Here is a 13,986-nt window from a genome sequence, read left to right on the forward strand (position 1 = left end):
CGCACCTCCGCGCTACCCCAGCTCGGCTACCGCCCTGACAAGTTCGTCGACCTCGACCGCGTTCGTGTAGTGCGCGAGGCCGACGCGGATCGCTCCGCCCACCTCGCCGAGGCCGAGCACGGAGAAGACGCCGTGCTGGCCGGAGTCGGCGAACGCGCAGACCCCGCGCTCGGCGAGGTGCTCGACCCCCTCCGTCGCCTTGACCCCGGCGATCGTGAACGCCAGCGCGGGCACGCGGCGCATGGCGTCGCCGATCACCATCACGTGGCGCAGCGAGCGGAGTTCGTTGATGAGATTAGCGAGCAGCCCGGCCTGGTACGCCTTCACCGATGCCAGTGACGTGACCAAGCGCTCACGCCGCGTGCCCGTCGCGACATCATCCAGCTCGGCCAGGTACTCGATCGAGGCGACCAGGCCGGCGAGCAACGGATAGGCGTGCGGGCCGAGCTCCAGCCGCTCCGGACCGCGCGCGGCGGGCTCCACGGAGCACGACGGGAGCCGGTCGAGCAGCGACGGGTCGCGGAACACCAGCGCGCCGACCGGCGGGCCACCCCACGCGTTGGCTCCGACCGCAACGACGTCGGCTTCCATCGCGTTGATGTCGAGCGGGACGAAAGGTGCCGCGGACGAGGCGTCGACGACCATCATGGCGCCGTGCGCACGAGCGACGGAGGCGATCTTGGCGAGGTCCGGACGGGTGCCGACGGCCCCTGACGCGGCCGTGATGGCGATGAGCTTGGTGCGGTCCGTGACCAGCTCGTCGTACTGCCAGCTGGGCAGCTCGCAGGTCTCGATGTCCACCTCGGCCCACTTCACGGCGCTGCCGGTGCGCTGCGTGGCGCGCAGCCACGGCGCGATGTTCGCCGGGTGGTCCAACCGGGAAACCAGGACCTCGTCGCCCATGAACCAGTCGTCGGTCAGCGCGTCGGCCAGCCGTTGCAGCAGGACCGCGGCGGACGGCCCCAGCACGACACCGGCCGGGTCACCGCCGACCAGGTCCGCGACGGACCGGCGGGCGGCGTCGACGATCGCCTCGGCGCGCTGCGAGGCGGGGAACAGGCCACCGGGGCCGGACACGGGTGCCCGCAGCGCGGTGGAGACGGCGGTCGCGACCTGTTCGGGCACCTGCATGCCCGCTGGAGCGTCCAGGTGGACCCAGCCGTCGCCGAGCGCGGGGAAGAGCCCTCGTACCCGTGCGACGTCGAACGCCATGCGCACACCGTACGGAGGAGGCCGAAAGGAATGAAGTCCAGGGGCCACCCGGTTGTCCCGCCAGCCGCCGATCGGGCCAGGATGGGGATATGAACGAGGAGCAGCCAGTGTTCGTGATGGGCGCGAACGGTGACGAGCCCGAAGGCAACGAGGACATCACCGAGCTCGTCGCCCAGCCGGCGAAGGTCATGCGGATCGGCACGATGATCAAGCAACTCCTCGAGGAGGTGCGTGCCGCTCCGCTCGACGAGGCCAGCAGGAACCGCCTCAAGGAGATCCACAAGCGGTCCATCGACGAGCTCGAGGACGGCCTCGCGCCCGAGCTGCGCGACGAGCTGGAGCGGCTGTCGCTGCCGTTCACCGAGGACAGCACCCCGTCGGACGCGGAGCTGCGGATCGCGCAGGCGCAGCTGGTCGGGTGGCTGGAGGGCCTCTTCCACGGCATCCAGACGGCGCTGTTCGCCCAGCAGATGGCCGCACGCGCGCAGTTGGAGCAGATGCGGGGCCGTGCGCTGCCCGCGGGCCAGGGCGGCGGCGAGGGCGTCGGGGGGAAGGGCACCGGGCAGTACCTCTGACCCAGGGCGGGCCCCTACGATGCGGCAACCCCGTTGAAGAGGAGAGCCGACCGTGCTCGACCGAGTCCGCCGGAGCCTTGAGCCCGGCTACTTCCGCAAGGCGTTTCGCGACAAGGTGATGCGCGCCGTGGAAGACGCGGTCGCTCCGTACCACCGGGAGCAGCTGGCCCGGATCGCGGACGTGCAGGCGCAGGTCGACGGCCTGCGCGAGGAGCTGCGTCACCAGTCCAACCGGATCGTGGACCACACGATCAAGCACGAGATCAGGGCGCGGCGCGACCTCGTGTTCGCGGGTGAGCAGGAGGCCGCGCTGCAGAGCGCGCGGTTCGTGCGCGAGTTCATGCCGACCGTGCCGCACTTCAACCACCCGCACGCCACGCTGGAGCACGCGCTCTCGCTGGTGCCCGACGGCGGCATGGCACTCGAGTTCGGCGTCTACACCGGCAGCACGCTGAAGATCATCTCGACGGCGCGCGGTGGCGAGGACGTCTACGGCTTCGACTCGTTCGAGGGCCTGCCAGAGGACTGGCGCAACGGCTTCCCGGCGGGTGCGTTCAACGTCGACGGGCTGCCCGACGTGCCGGGCGCCGAGCTGGTGGTCGGCTGGTTCGACGACACGCTGCCGGGGTTCCTCGAGGAGCACGAGGGGCCGGTCACGTTCCTGCACGTCGACTGCGACCTGTACTCGTCGACGAAGACCGTGCTGGGGCTGTGCGGCCCGCGCCTGGTCGAAGGCAGCATCGTGCTGTTCGACGAGTACTTCAACTTCCCCGGCTGGCAGCAGCACGAGTACAAGGCCTGGGCAGAGTACGTCGAGGAGACCGGGCTCCAGTTCGAGTACCTGGGGTACACCTACGATCACGAACAGGTGATCGTCAAGGTGACCAAGGTCTGACCGGGTATACCGGCCCGTGACCGACCGGCGAACAGAGCACCCTCTGGGCGCCGGTACTCTCAGTCCTCGTGCAAGCCACCAGTACGCTCGACCGACCTGAGGCACCCCCTGCCCCGAACTCGCGCACGTTCGCACGCGCTTTCGCGGACGTGCGCCAGGCGTGGGCCCACCGGGAGCTGTGGGGCCATCTCGGCTGGCAGGACATCAAGCAGCGCTACCGCCGATCCGTCATCGGTCCGTTGTGGATCACCATCTCGATGGGAACGACGGCTCTCGCGCTCGGCCTGCTCTACTCCCAGCTGTTCAACGAAGACACGTCGACGTTCCTGCCGTACGTCACCGCTGGCTTCGTCATCTGGGCGTTCATCCTCGGCTGCGTGACCGAGGGCACAGACGTGTTCATCGCGAACGAGGGGCTCATCAAGCACCTCCCCGCGCCGATCACGGTGCACGTGCTGCGGCTGGTGTGGCGCCAGGTCCTGTTCTTCGCGCACAACATGATCGTCTACGTGATCGTGGTGGCGATCTTCTTCACGAGCCTCGACCACCCGTACAAGCTGGGCAGCGACCCCGTCATCAAGCCGGGTCTGAGCTGGAACATCCTGCTGGTGTTCCCCGGCTTCGCACTGCTGGCGATCAACGCGGTGTGGATCGCGCTCCTGTTCGGCATCATCAGCACGCGCTTCCGCGACATCCCGCCGGTCGTGAACAGCTTCATCAACCTGGTGTTCTTCATGACGCCGATCGTCTGGCACGCCGGCGTGCTGCACCGCGTCACGGGCGACCAGGGCGGCGGCAACTGGCGGCTGCTCATCGCCGAGCTGAACCCCGTCTACCACTACATCGAGGTCGTCCGCGCGCCGATGATCGGGCACCCGATCATGTGGCACCACTGGGCGATCGTCGGTGCGTTCACGATCATCGGCTGGACGCTGGCGCTGGTGGCGCTGCGCAACTGGCGCGCTCGCGTGTCCTACTGGGTCTGAGGGAGGTCGAACACAACATGGTCAGCATTGACGTCTGGAACGCATCCGTCGACTTCCCGATCTTCGACGCCAAGTCGAGGTCGCTGAAGAAGCTGGCGCTCGGCAAGGTCGGCGGCAAGATCGGCTCTGAAGGTCGCGTTCCGATCATCGAGGCGCTGCACGACATCAACCTCTCCATCAAGGAGGGTGACCGGGTCGGCCTGGTCGGCCACAACGGTGCCGGCAAGTCCACGCTGCTGCGTCTGCTCGCGGGCATCTACGAGCCCACGCGGGGCAGCTCGCGCATCGTCGGCAAGGTCGCGCCGGTCTTCGACCTCGGCGTCGGCATGGACCCGGAGATCTCCGGGTACGAGAACATCATGATCCGCGGCCTCTTCCTGGGCATGACCCGCAAGGAGATGGAGAAGCGGGTCGACGACATCGCGGAGTTCACCGAGCTCGGTGACTACCTGCAGATGCCGCTGCGCACGTACTCGACGGGTATGCGCGTCCGCCTGGCGCTGGGTGTCGTCACCTCGATCGACCCGGAGATCCTGCTGCTGGACGAGGGCATCGGCGCGGTCGACGCGGCGTTCCTCGGCAAGGCGCGCGACCGCCTCAAGGACCTGGTCGCGCGGTCCGGCCTCCTGGTGTTCGCGAGCCACTCCGACGAGTTCCTCTTCGAGCTGTGCGACACCGGGCTCTGGATGGACGAGGGCCAGGTCAAGATGCAGGGCGACCTGCGCGAGATCGTGACCTCCTACAAGGGTTACGACCCCTACGAGCGGTTCACCCCGGAGACGCTCGACAGGATCAGCCAAGCTCCCGTTCTCAGCGGAAATGGCGGCGAATAGATCGTGACTCTCGAGGCACTGCCCAAGGGCTCCGTGGTGGCTGTGGTGGTCACCCGCCATCGCAGGGAACTGCTCGCCGAGTCGCTGAAGGCACTCGCGACGCAGACGCGGACTCCGGACCACCTCGTTGTCGTGGACAACGGCCCCGACCAGCCGGTCGAGGACCTGGTCGAGCAGTGCCCGATCCCGACGACGTACCTGCCGTCGCACACCAATCTCGGTGGTGCAGGCGGGTTCGCGCTCGGCATGCTGCACGCGCTGGCGCTCGGCGCGGACTGGCTGTGGCTCGCGGACGACGACGGCCGCCCTGCCGACGAGCACGTGCTCGCCACGCTCATGGACGAGGCCGAGCGCCGCAAGCTGGCCGCGATCTCGCCGATGGTCACCAACATCGACCAGCCGACGAAGCTCGCGTTCCCGCTGCGTCGCGGCCTCACCTGGAAGCGCAACGCCTCCGAGCTCGGCACGGACTTCCTGCCGGGCATCGCGTCGCTGTTCAACGGCGCGCTTTTCCGCGCGTCCACCATCGACGTCATCGGCGTGCCGGACTACCGGCTGTTCTTCCGCGGCGACGAGGTGGAGATCCACCGCCGCCTCGTGCGCACCGGCCTGCCGTTCGGCACGTCGCTGAAGGTGGCCTACGTCCACCCCGACGGCTCGGACGAGTTCAAGCCCATGCTGGGCGGCCGGTTCCACGCGCAGGACCCGGAGAACCCGGTCAAGCGTTACTTCACCTACCGCAACCGCGGCTACCTGCTGTCCCAGCCGGGCATGCGGAAGCTCGGCCTGCTCGAGGTGTTCCGGTTCGGCTTGTACTTCCTCGCCGTCCGCAAGGACCCCAAGGCGTTCGTCGAGTGGCTCAAGCTCGTGCGCCTCGGACAGAAGGAACGCTTCTTCCGCCCGTAGTTCGCTTTACGGGTAATCGCTGTCGGCGAACCCGCGTTGTGGCCGTGCGGGGCGGGCTGTTTGCTCGGTGTCATGAGCAAAGAACTCGTCCTGCACCTCGCCGCCAACCCGAACCCGATCTCGCTCAAGGTGAGGCCCGAGGTCGCCACCGACCTCGGTGAGCGGCTGACGCAGATCGTGCGAAACGGGCATACCCAGATCATCGAAGGTGCGGACGGGCAACAGTTCGTAGTCAACTTCTCGCACGTTGTGATCGCGTACTTCTCCTGAGTGGGGTAAGACGTGAAGGGTGATCTCTCGACGCAGACTGCTCAGCGCCAGCGCCGCCACCGTTCTGCTCGCCGCGTGCGGCTCCAACACCGGTCGTGGCAACGGCCAGGCCCTGCGGCAGTGGTACCACGCGTACGGCGAACCCGGTGTGCAGCAGGCAGTCGAGCGCTACGCGAAGTCCTACGACAAGGTGCCCGTCGAGGTCCAGTGGAACCCCGGCGACTACGAGTCGAAGCTCGCGACGAGCCTGCTGTCCGGCACCGGCCCTGACGTCTTCGAGTCGACGCTGCAGATCAGCGCGGTGCGGTCGAACCAGATCGTCGCGCTGGACGACGTGATCTCATCGGCGCGCGACGACTTCACGGCGACGATCCTCGCCGGGCACACCGTCGACGGGAAGGTCTACGGCGTCCCGCAGGCCGTGGACATGCAGATGTTGTTCTACCGCAAGAGCATGTTCGCCGCGGCCGGGCTGCAGCCGCCGTCCACTGTGGACGAACTGGTCGAGGCCGCTCGCAAGCTCACGAGCGGTGGCGTGAAGGGACTCTTCGCCGGCAACGACGGTGGCGCGGCGGTGCTGGGCGGGCCCGCGCTGTGGTCGGCCGGACTGGACTACGTGACGCCGGAGCACCAGGTCGGGTTCGACGACCCGCTGGCGGCGCAGGCGATCGGCAAGCTGCGCGACCTGTACTCCAGCGGCGCGCTGTTGCTGGGTGCGGTGAAGGACTGGGCGGAGCCGGACGCGTTCACGCAGGGGCTCGTCGCGATGCAGTGGACCGGCCTGTGGACCGTGCCCGCCGTGCAGAAGGCACTGGGTGACGACTTCGGCGTGCTGCCGTGGCCTCGCCTGAACGACGCGGGTCGTCCGTCGGTGCCGGTCGGCGCGTTCGGCGCGATGGTGAACGCCAAGTCGTCGCGGATCGACGAGGCGAAGGAGTTCGTGCGCTGGCTGTGGGTCGAGCGCGCGGACTACCAGGAGGACTTCAACCTGTCCTACGGCTTCCACATCCCGCCGCGCGCGTCGCTGGCCGCGAAGGCGGCGAAGCTGCAGTCCGGGCAGGCGGCGGACGCGGTGAAGTTCGTGCGGGACAACGCGAAGTCGTCCAACCCGCCGGACTGGACCTCGGCGATGCGGACGTCGTACACCGACGCGGTGTCGCGCGTCATCCGTGACGGCGCACCGGCCGACGCCGAGCTGCGGACCGCCGTGTCGAAGGTGCGGGACGAGTTGAAGCGCATCTACGGATGAGGCACAGCCGCGCGTTCTGGCTGTTCGTCGGCCCGTTCACGGCCGGTTTGGCGATCTTCGTGTACCTGCCGATCGGGTGGAGCGTGCTGCTGTCGTTCTTCGACGCGCGCAACACGGTGACACCGTCGACGTTCGTCGGCTTCGCCAACTACGCGGACATGCTGACCGACGCGTCGTTCCTCCGCTCGCTGGGCACGTTCAGCCTGTTCGCGTTGTTCGTGGTGCCGCTGACCTTCGTGCTCGCGCTGGCGCTGGCGTTGCTGGTCAACGGGATCCGCTCGATGCAGGCGTTCTTCCGCTCGGTGTTCTTCATGCCGTTCGCGTGCTCGTACGTGGTCGCGTCGCTGGTGTGGAAGCTGTCGATCTTCAACGGCGTGCGCTTCGGCCTGGCGAACACCGTGCTCGGCTGGTTCGGCGCTGAACCGATCGCCTGGACCGTGAGCACCTCGCCGCCCTGGTACTGGCTGGTGCTGGTGACCCTGCGGCTGTGGCTGCAGCTCGGGTTCTACATGATCCTGTTCATCGCGGGCCTGCAGCGGATTCCGCGGGTGCTGTACGAGGCGGCGTCCATCGACGGTGCTTCGTCGGGCTGGCAGACGTTGCGGTTCATCACGCTGCCGCAGCTGCGGACGACGTCGGTCGCGGTGCTGCTGCTCCTGCTCGTCGCGGCCTACCAGGCGTTCGACGAGTTCTACAACGTGCTGGGCGCCGGGCCGTTCGGGCGGCCGCCTTTGCTGTACCTCTACAACATCGCGCTGGGCAGCGGTGGCCAGGACTTCGGGCACGGCAGCGCGGGTGCGGTGATCCTGACCCTGCTGATCGCCGGCGTCACGCTGGCCCACGGCAAGGTGTTCGCGCGGTGAAAGCGTTGCGGTATCTGGCTTTGTGGGTGTCGGCCGGGCTGTTCCTGGTGCCGTTCTACCTGATCGTGCGCAACGGTCTCGCGCTGGAGTCGGAGATCACCGCGACGTCGTGGACGCTGTTCCCCGCCTCGTTCCACTGGGAGAACTTCACCGAGCTGTTCAGCGACCCCGCGGTGCCGATGGTGCGCAGCATGGTCAACTCACTGGTGGTGGCGGTGCTGCAGACGGTGGGACAGCTGCTGTTCTGCTCGTTGGCCGGGTACGGATTGGCGCGGATCCCCTACCGCTACTCGAACGTCGTCTTCTACGCGGTCGTGGCGACGCTGATGATCCCGGCCGCGGTGACGTTCGTGCCGACGTTCGTCGTGGTGTCGACGCTCGGCTGGGTGTCGGACCTGCGCGGGCTGGTGATCCCCGGACTGTTCAGCGGCTTCACGGCTTTCCTGTTCCGCCAGTACTTCCTGAACTTCCCGCACGAGCTGGAGGAGGCCGCCCGCATCGACGGCCTCGGCCACTGGGGCACGTTCTGGCGGATCGTGGTGCCCAACTCGCGCGGCTTCTTCGCGGCGCTGGGCGTGATCTCGTTCGTGACGTCGTGGAACCAGTTCCTGTGGCCGCTGGTGATCGCCCAGGACCAGGACGCGTGGACCGTGCAGGTGGCGCTGTCGACGTTCCTGACCGCGCAGTCGTTGAACGTCCACGAGCTGTTCCTCGCGGCGGCCGTCTCGATCACGCCGCTGGTGATCGTGTTCGTCGCGCTGCAGCGGTTCCTGGTACGCGGCGTGACCGAGACGGGCATCAAGGGTTAGTGCCGTGGCCGTCAGCCTTTGCCCCGTATTCGGCGGTCAGACGGGTGCATCGCGGTGCCGGCCCCGCGTCCTCATCCTGGTGGCTGTGGGCGTGGGGCCGGTGCCGCGAGGCGCCCTGCTGAGCGCCGAAGACGCGGCGAAGGCTGACGGCCACGGCACTAGTTCTTCCGGTAGTCGGCCCAGGTCACGACTGCCGTTTCGAGTGCTTCGTCGAGCGTGGCACGGTGGTCCAGCGGCGCGGCCTGGAACTGCTTCCACGCCTCGTACACCAGGCGGATCCCGTCCTGGTCGACGCCGTAGACCTCCCTGATGTCACGGGCTCCGCGCCCCTTGACGTCACTGAGGATCCACAGCTGGAGCAGCGAGTGCTCACCGATGAAGCGCCCGAGCAGGATGCGCGCCTTGTGAGACAGGTTCTCGCACTCGAGCATTCGGATCGCCAGGTTCGCCACCGTGTTCTCGGTGGGGCCGACCAGCTCCTCCGGCAGCTCCCACTCCTCGGGCCACCCGGCTATCCACTCCTGGATCTCGTCGTGCGACGGCACGCCTACCTCTTCCGCAGCAGCAGGAAGATGCTCGGCCCGAACCGCAGCGACGCGAGCCAGACCTGAGCCATCTCCTCCATGCGCACCAGCACCCGGTGCGGCACCACGCGCTTCAGCGTGGCCGACCGGAAGTTGGACACGGACAGCACCCTCTCCACCCGCAGCCCGGCGTCGTTCAGCTGCCGCGTCACGGTGTCGAGGTTGTGGTTGACGAACGGGATCTCGTCGTCGTGCCGGTTCTCCGGCGACCGGATGTCGACCGGCTCGGACGGGATGCCGCGGCCGAGGTGGCGCAGCCGGTTGCGGAAGTGCCCGAGGTTGGCGACCTCGACCACGGCCGCGCCGACCGGGTCGAGCACGCGGGCGATCTCGGCGAGCTCGGCGGTCGGATCGGGCAGGTGGTGCATGACCCTGATCATCGTGACCAGGTCGACCGAACCGTCGGCGAACGGCAGGTCAGCGGCCTGCGCCTGCACGGTCTCCAACTCCGGGTGCACGTCGGCCGCGATGTCCAGCTGGCGGCGGCTCGGCTCGGCCAGCGTGACGCGGTCGGCGTAGCGGTGCAGCAGCACGGACAGGCGTCCGTAACCACCGCCCACGTCGACGGCGTGCGCGAAGTGCTCGCCCGTCAGCAGCCGTTCCAGCGCGATGCGCTCGGCCGCGTGTTCGTAGTCGCGGCCGTCCCAGTAGCGCAGGTAGTCGTGGGCCGGTCCGTCGTAGAAATCTGCTCGCTTCGTATCCCCCATGCCAGCCAGACGCTTGATCTTGAAAGTTCGATGCCTGGCGTGACCTGATCGAGACCAACGGGTAGAACGGACCACATGATCGCTCTCGTTCGCAGGCCCAGCTCCCGGCTGGCCGACGGCCTCGTCACGCACATCGACCGCACGCCCGTCGACGTCGAGCTGGCGATGCGGCAGCACGACGCCTACCGGCAGGCGCTGTCGGACGCGGGCTGGGAGGTCAGGGACGTCCCGGCGGCCGAGGACCACCCGGACTCGGTGTTCATCGAGGACGCGCTCGTCGTGTGCGCGGACCTGGCGATCCTGACCAGGTCCGGCGCGCCGGAGCGGCGTGGCGAGACGGCCGGGGCCGAGGAGACGGCGCGGGAGCTGGGTCTGCGGATCGCGCGGATCGAGGAGCCCGGCACGTTGGACGGCGGCGACGTGTTGCAGGTCGGCGACACCGTCTACGTCGGGCGGGGCGGGCGCACGAACGCCGAGGGCATCCAGCAGCTGCGCGCACTGCTGTCGCCGCTCGGGAGGACCGTGGTGCCGCTGCGGCCGCAGGGCGTGCTGCACCTCAAGTCCGCGGTGACGGCGCTGCCGGACGGGACGTTCCTCGCGCTCGGCGAGATCGCCGGCCTGTCCGGGGTGCGCGTGGTCGACGAGGAGCCGGGCTGCCACGTCGTGCCGTTGGGCGGCGACGAGGTGCTGATCAGCGCGTCCGCGGTCCGGACAGCAGAAGAACTCGCTGATCTCGGCTTCCGCACGCGGGTGGTCGACATCAGCGAGTTCGAAAAGCTGGAAGGCTGCGTGACCTGCCTCAGCGTGTTGGTCCGCTGAGGCAGGCGCACGACATCAGTTGTTCTCGAAGACCTTCCGCCACGACTCGACCGAGGTGAGCTCGGGCAGCGCGTCGCGGTAGACCTTCTTCATCCGCGGCCACTCCTGGCCGAGGCGGCGGTAGTTGCGCACCGCGCGGGCCATGAGCTGGCGGAACTCCTTCGGGTCGCGCTTGCGGAACGCGACGCCGCTGCCGTCGGCGCTGGACACCGTGGCGCTGTCCAGGTTGCCGAGGAGGAACCAGCGCGCGTTGGTCGCGGGCACGTTGATCTGCGGGCGCTCAGCGGTGGCCGGCTCCGGGTCGCGCAGGTTGTGCACGAGCGCCTTGGCCGCCTCCGCCGCGATGGTGGCCGGGTTGGTCGGCGGCGTCAGCATCTGCTCGGCGCGCACCATGTCGAACGTCGGCGCCGGGAACTGGCGCGCGGACGGCAGGACCTGGGCGTCCGAGTAGTGCTTGCGCAGCTCCCTGATCTCCGGCAGCGCGGTGCGCAGCGAGTCGAACAGCTTCGACGGACCGGCCAGGAAGTCCTCGATCGCCTTCTGCTGCACGGCGACCGTCGAGTACTCCATGGACAGCAGGTGCCGCAGCGACAGCTTCAGACCCTGCTTGAGCAGCGTCGACCGCACGTCGTACGGGCTGTGCAGCGCCGCGAGGACGAGGCGGTTGCGGGTGTGGAAGTACGCCTGCCAGTCCGTGGCGTCGTTCTTGTCCGTCCACGGCATGTGCCACACGGCCGAGCCGGGCAGCGAGACGGTCGGGTAGCCCTTCTCCAGCGCGCGCAGCGAGTACTCCGCGTCGTCCCACTTGATGAAGAGCGGCAGCGGGTAGCCCGTGCGCTGCACGATCTCGCGCGGGAAGAGGCACATCCACCAGCCGTTGTAGGTGGAGTCGATGCGGGTGTGCAGCTCCTCGGTCTCGCGCAGCGACTCGGTGCCGAAGTCGTGGTCGGTCAGCGCGCCGGGCGCCGCACGCCAGTAGCACGTGCCGAGGTCGACGACCTCGCCCATGCTGTGCAGGCGGGCGCGGGCCTGGAGGTTGAGCATGTGGCTGCCGACGATCACCGGCTGCGCGGCGGCGCGGGCGAACGCGTTGGAGCGCAGCACCGCGTCCGGCTCGAGGCGGATGTCGTCATCCATGAGCATGATCTGGTCGACGTCGGTGTGCTCGATCGCCTCGTACAGGCCGCGGGTGAAGCCGCCGGAGCCGCCGAGGTTGTCCTGCTCGATGATCTCCAGCTTGTCGCCGAGGACCTTCCGGGCCTCGTCGTAGCCGACGGTGTCGCGCACCTTCACGGCACCCTGGTCCGCGACGAACACCTTCTGCACGACGTCGAGGACCTGCGGGTCCTCACCGAGCGCGCGCAGCGCGATGACCGCGTCGACCGGGCGCATGGTGGTCATGCCGATGGCGACCTTTTGCGACGGCAGTTCCTTGTCCGTCGTCCAGGCCGCGTTGTCGATCTCCAGCGTCGAGTCGTCGGTGAAGACGTCGAACCAGATCCAGCCGCCGTCCTCGAACGGGGTCAGCGACACGGGGACCGCGACCTCGGTCCACGCCTTCGGGCTGCGGACCATCTGGCCCTCGAGGTGGATGACGTCACCGCTGGGCTTGGAGCGGTACACGTCGATGCGACCCGAACCGCGCACGGACATGCGCAGCACGACCTCGTCGACGACCGTCCAGCGCTTCCAGTAGCTCGCCGGGAAGGCGTTGAAGTAGGAAGCGAAGGAGACCTTGGCCGAGGTGGGGACCGTCACCGCGCGCCTGGACGAGACGTGGCTGTGCACGTTCGCCGGCTCGTCGAGGTAGAGGGGCCGCACGTCCAGCGGGTCCTCGTCCCGCGGCATGATCACGCGCTGCAGGACCTGGTTCGGGTTGATCTTGGTTGCGCTTGCGGCTTTGGCCTGCTCGGTCACGTGCTTCCTCCGGCGAACCGAACTCGGTCGGTTCGGGTCAGCTTCATGGGATGGCTACCGCCACAGGAGTTGTCGTGGCGCGGCGCGTCAGGCGCCCATAGTACTCAGTGTCTAAAGACGCTCGCCCGGCCGCACAGGTTGTCCGGCCGGGCGATGCGTGTTCGCTGCTGGTCAGTCGAGGTCGCCGGTGATCGGCTTGCCCTCGGTGAGGTGCGGCGCGATCTTGTTGTCGAACGCGGTGAGCGCCGAGCCGATCGCCATGTGCATGTCGAGGTACTTGTAAGTGCCGAGACGACCGCCGAACAGCACGTTGCGCTCCGCGGCCTCCGCCTTGGCCAGCTCGCGGTAGCGCTCCAGCTTCTCGCGGTCCTCGGGCGTGTTGATCGGGTAGTACGGCTCGTCGTCCTTCTCCGCGGCGCGGGAGAACTCGCGGACGATGACCGTCTTGTCGCTCGGGTACTCGCGCTCCGGGTGGAAGTGGCGGAACTCGTGGATGCGGGTGAACGGCACGTCCGCGTCGTTGTAGTTCATGACCGAGGTGCCCTGGAAGTCACCCGTCGGCAGCACCTCGCGCTCGAAGTCGAGCGTGCGCCAGCCCAGCCAGCCCTCGGAGTAGTCGAAGTAGCGGTCGACCGGGCCCGTGTAGACGATCGGCGTACCGGCCGGGATCTCCTCGCGCACGTCGAAGAAGTCCGTGTCCAGCTTCACGTCGATGTTCGGGTGGTCCGCCATCTTCTCGAGCCACGCGGTGTAGCCGTTGACCGGCAGACCCTCGTAGGTGTCGTTGAAGTAGCGGTTGTCGAAGGTGTAGCGCACCGGCAGGCGGCTGATGACCGCTGCGGGCAGCTCCTTCGGGTCCGTCTGCCACTGCTTGGCGGTGTAGTCGCGGACGAAGGCCTCGTAGAGGGGGCGGCCGATCAGCGAGATCGCCTTCTCCTCGAGGTTCGACGCGTCCTTCGAGTCGATCTCAGCGGCCTGCTCGGCGACCCACGCGCGCGCCTCGTCCGGCGACAGGTACTTGCCGACGAACTGCGTGATCAGGCCGAGGCCCATCGGGAACTGGTACGCCGTGCCGTTGTGCATCGCGAAGACGCGGTGCTGGTAGCCGGTGAACTCGGTGAACTGGTTGCAGTACTCCCAGACCCTCTTGTTCGAGGTGTGGAAGAGGTGCGCACCGTAGACGTGCACCTCGATTCCTGTCTCGGGCTCTGCCTCCGAGTAGGCGTTACCGCCGATGTGGGCACGACGCTCCAGCACCAGCACCCGCTTGTTCAGCTGGGTTGCGGTGCGCTCGGCGACCGTGAGACCGAAGAATCCGGATCCGACGACAATCAGGTCATAACCTGCGAAGCTCACGGGCG

General features: G+C 68.2%; 15 protein-coding genes. 10 read left to right on the top strand and 5 right to left on the bottom strand.

The window, feature by feature from the left end; genetic code table 11:
- Positions 1-12: 12 nt before the first annotated feature.
- Positions 13-1,212 carry a cysteine desulfurase-like protein gene (locus FKR81_RS15460; protein ID WP_146352445.1) on the bottom strand — a complete coding sequence of 400 codons (1,200 nt, stop codon included), beginning with the start codon at positions 1,210-1,212 and terminating at the stop codon, positions 13-15.
- A gap of 116 nt (positions 1,213-1,328) precedes the next feature.
- Here FKR81_RS15460 and FKR81_RS15465 point away from each other — a divergent pair, with 116 nt between their 5' ends.
- The 9 genes from FKR81_RS15465 (at position 1,329) to FKR81_RS15505 (ending at position 8,598) form a co-directional block, all read left to right on the top strand.
- Positions 1,329-1,787, top strand: a complete 459-nt coding sequence (locus tag FKR81_RS15465) for a bacterial proteasome activator family protein (RefSeq protein ID WP_235921569.1) — start codon at positions 1,329-1,331, stop codon at positions 1,785-1,787.
- Positions 1,788-1,839: 52 nt separating this feature from the next.
- The gene (locus FKR81_RS15470) at positions 1,840-2,682 is read left to right on the top strand and encodes a class I SAM-dependent methyltransferase (RefSeq protein ID WP_235921562.1); all 843 of its coding nucleotides are present in this window, start codon (positions 1,840-1,842) and stop codon (positions 2,680-2,682) included.
- A gap of 68 nt (positions 2,683-2,750) precedes the next feature.
- Complete coding sequence (gene wzm / locus FKR81_RS15475) at positions 2,751-3,668, top strand: galactan export ABC transporter permease subunit Wzm/RfbD (RefSeq protein ID WP_146352449.1); 918 nt, start codon at positions 2,751-2,753, stop codon at positions 3,666-3,668.
- Between the two features lie 17 nt (positions 3,669-3,685).
- Positions 3,686-4,501 carry a galactan export ABC transporter ATP-binding subunit Wzt/RfbE gene (wzt, locus tag FKR81_RS15480; RefSeq protein ID WP_146352451.1) on the top strand — a complete coding sequence of 272 codons (816 nt, stop codon included), beginning with the start codon at positions 3,686-3,688 and terminating at the stop codon, positions 4,499-4,501.
- A 3-nt stretch (positions 4,502-4,504) separates the two neighbouring features.
- Positions 4,505-5,407 (top strand): galactofuranosyltransferase GlfT1, encoded by a 903-nt coding sequence (gene glfT1 / locus FKR81_RS15485; protein ID WP_407936523.1) that lies wholly within the window; start codon positions 4,505-4,507, stop codon positions 5,405-5,407.
- 72 nt (positions 5,408-5,479) lie between these two features.
- A complete protein-coding gene (locus FKR81_RS15490) occupies positions 5,480-5,677 on the top strand; it encodes a hypothetical protein (protein ID WP_146352454.1) in 198 nt (65 codons plus the stop codon).
- Positions 5,678-5,696: 19 nt separating this feature from the next.
- Positions 5,697-6,926 carry an ABC transporter substrate-binding protein gene (locus FKR81_RS15495; protein WP_146352455.1) on the top strand — a complete coding sequence of 410 codons (1,230 nt, stop codon included), beginning with the start codon at positions 5,697-5,699 and terminating at the stop codon, positions 6,924-6,926.
- Positions 6,923-7,789, top strand: coding sequence for a carbohydrate ABC transporter permease (locus tag FKR81_RS15500; RefSeq protein ID WP_146352457.1), 867 nt, complete (start codon positions 6,923-6,925; stop codon positions 7,787-7,789). The genes FKR81_RS15495 and FKR81_RS15500 overlap by 4 nt, the downstream gene beginning before the upstream one ends.
- A complete protein-coding gene (locus FKR81_RS15505) occupies positions 7,786-8,598 on the top strand; it encodes a carbohydrate ABC transporter permease (RefSeq protein ID WP_146352459.1) in 813 nt (270 codons plus the stop codon). Before FKR81_RS15500 ends, FKR81_RS15505 begins: the two co-directional genes overlap by 4 nt.
- 158 nt (positions 8,599-8,756) lie before the next feature.
- Here FKR81_RS15505 and FKR81_RS15510 read toward each other — a convergent pair whose 3' ends face one another.
- Together FKR81_RS15510 and FKR81_RS15515 are read right to left on the bottom strand one after the other, a co-directional pair.
- Entirely contained in the window at positions 8,757-9,143 is a 387-nt protein-coding gene (locus tag FKR81_RS15510) for a hypothetical protein (RefSeq protein ID WP_146352460.1), read from the bottom strand.
- Between the two features lie 2 nt (positions 9,144-9,145).
- Entirely contained in the window at positions 9,146-9,889 is a 744-nt protein-coding gene (locus tag FKR81_RS15515; protein WP_146352462.1) for a class I SAM-dependent methyltransferase, read from the bottom strand.
- A 75-nt stretch (positions 9,890-9,964) separates the two neighbouring features.
- On the opposite strand from FKR81_RS15515, the gene ddaH reads away from it, so the two are divergent.
- On the top strand, positions 9,965-10,708 hold the full coding sequence (gene ddaH / locus FKR81_RS15520; protein WP_146352464.1) for a dimethylargininase: 744 nt from the start codon (positions 9,965-9,967) through the stop codon (positions 10,706-10,708).
- A 15-nt stretch (positions 10,709-10,723) separates the two neighbouring features.
- On the opposite strand, the gene FKR81_RS15525 is transcribed toward ddaH, so the two are convergent.
- The gene (locus FKR81_RS15525) at positions 10,724-12,625 is read right to left on the bottom strand and encodes a glycosyltransferase (protein ID WP_235921563.1); all 1,902 of its coding nucleotides are present in this window, start codon (positions 12,623-12,625) and stop codon (positions 10,724-10,726) included.
- Positions 12,626-12,796: 171 nt separating this feature from the next.
- The gene (glf, locus tag FKR81_RS15530) at positions 12,797-13,981 is read right to left on the bottom strand and encodes a UDP-galactopyranose mutase (protein WP_146352466.1); all 1,185 of its coding nucleotides are present in this window, start codon (positions 13,979-13,981) and stop codon (positions 12,797-12,799) included.
- Between the last annotated feature and the right edge of the window lie 5 nt (positions 13,982-13,986).

Source organism: Lentzea tibetensis (assembly GCF_007845675.1).
In the GTDB taxonomy this organism is placed as follows: Bacteria; Actinomycetota; Actinomycetes; order Mycobacteriales; family Pseudonocardiaceae; genus Lentzea; species Lentzea tibetensis.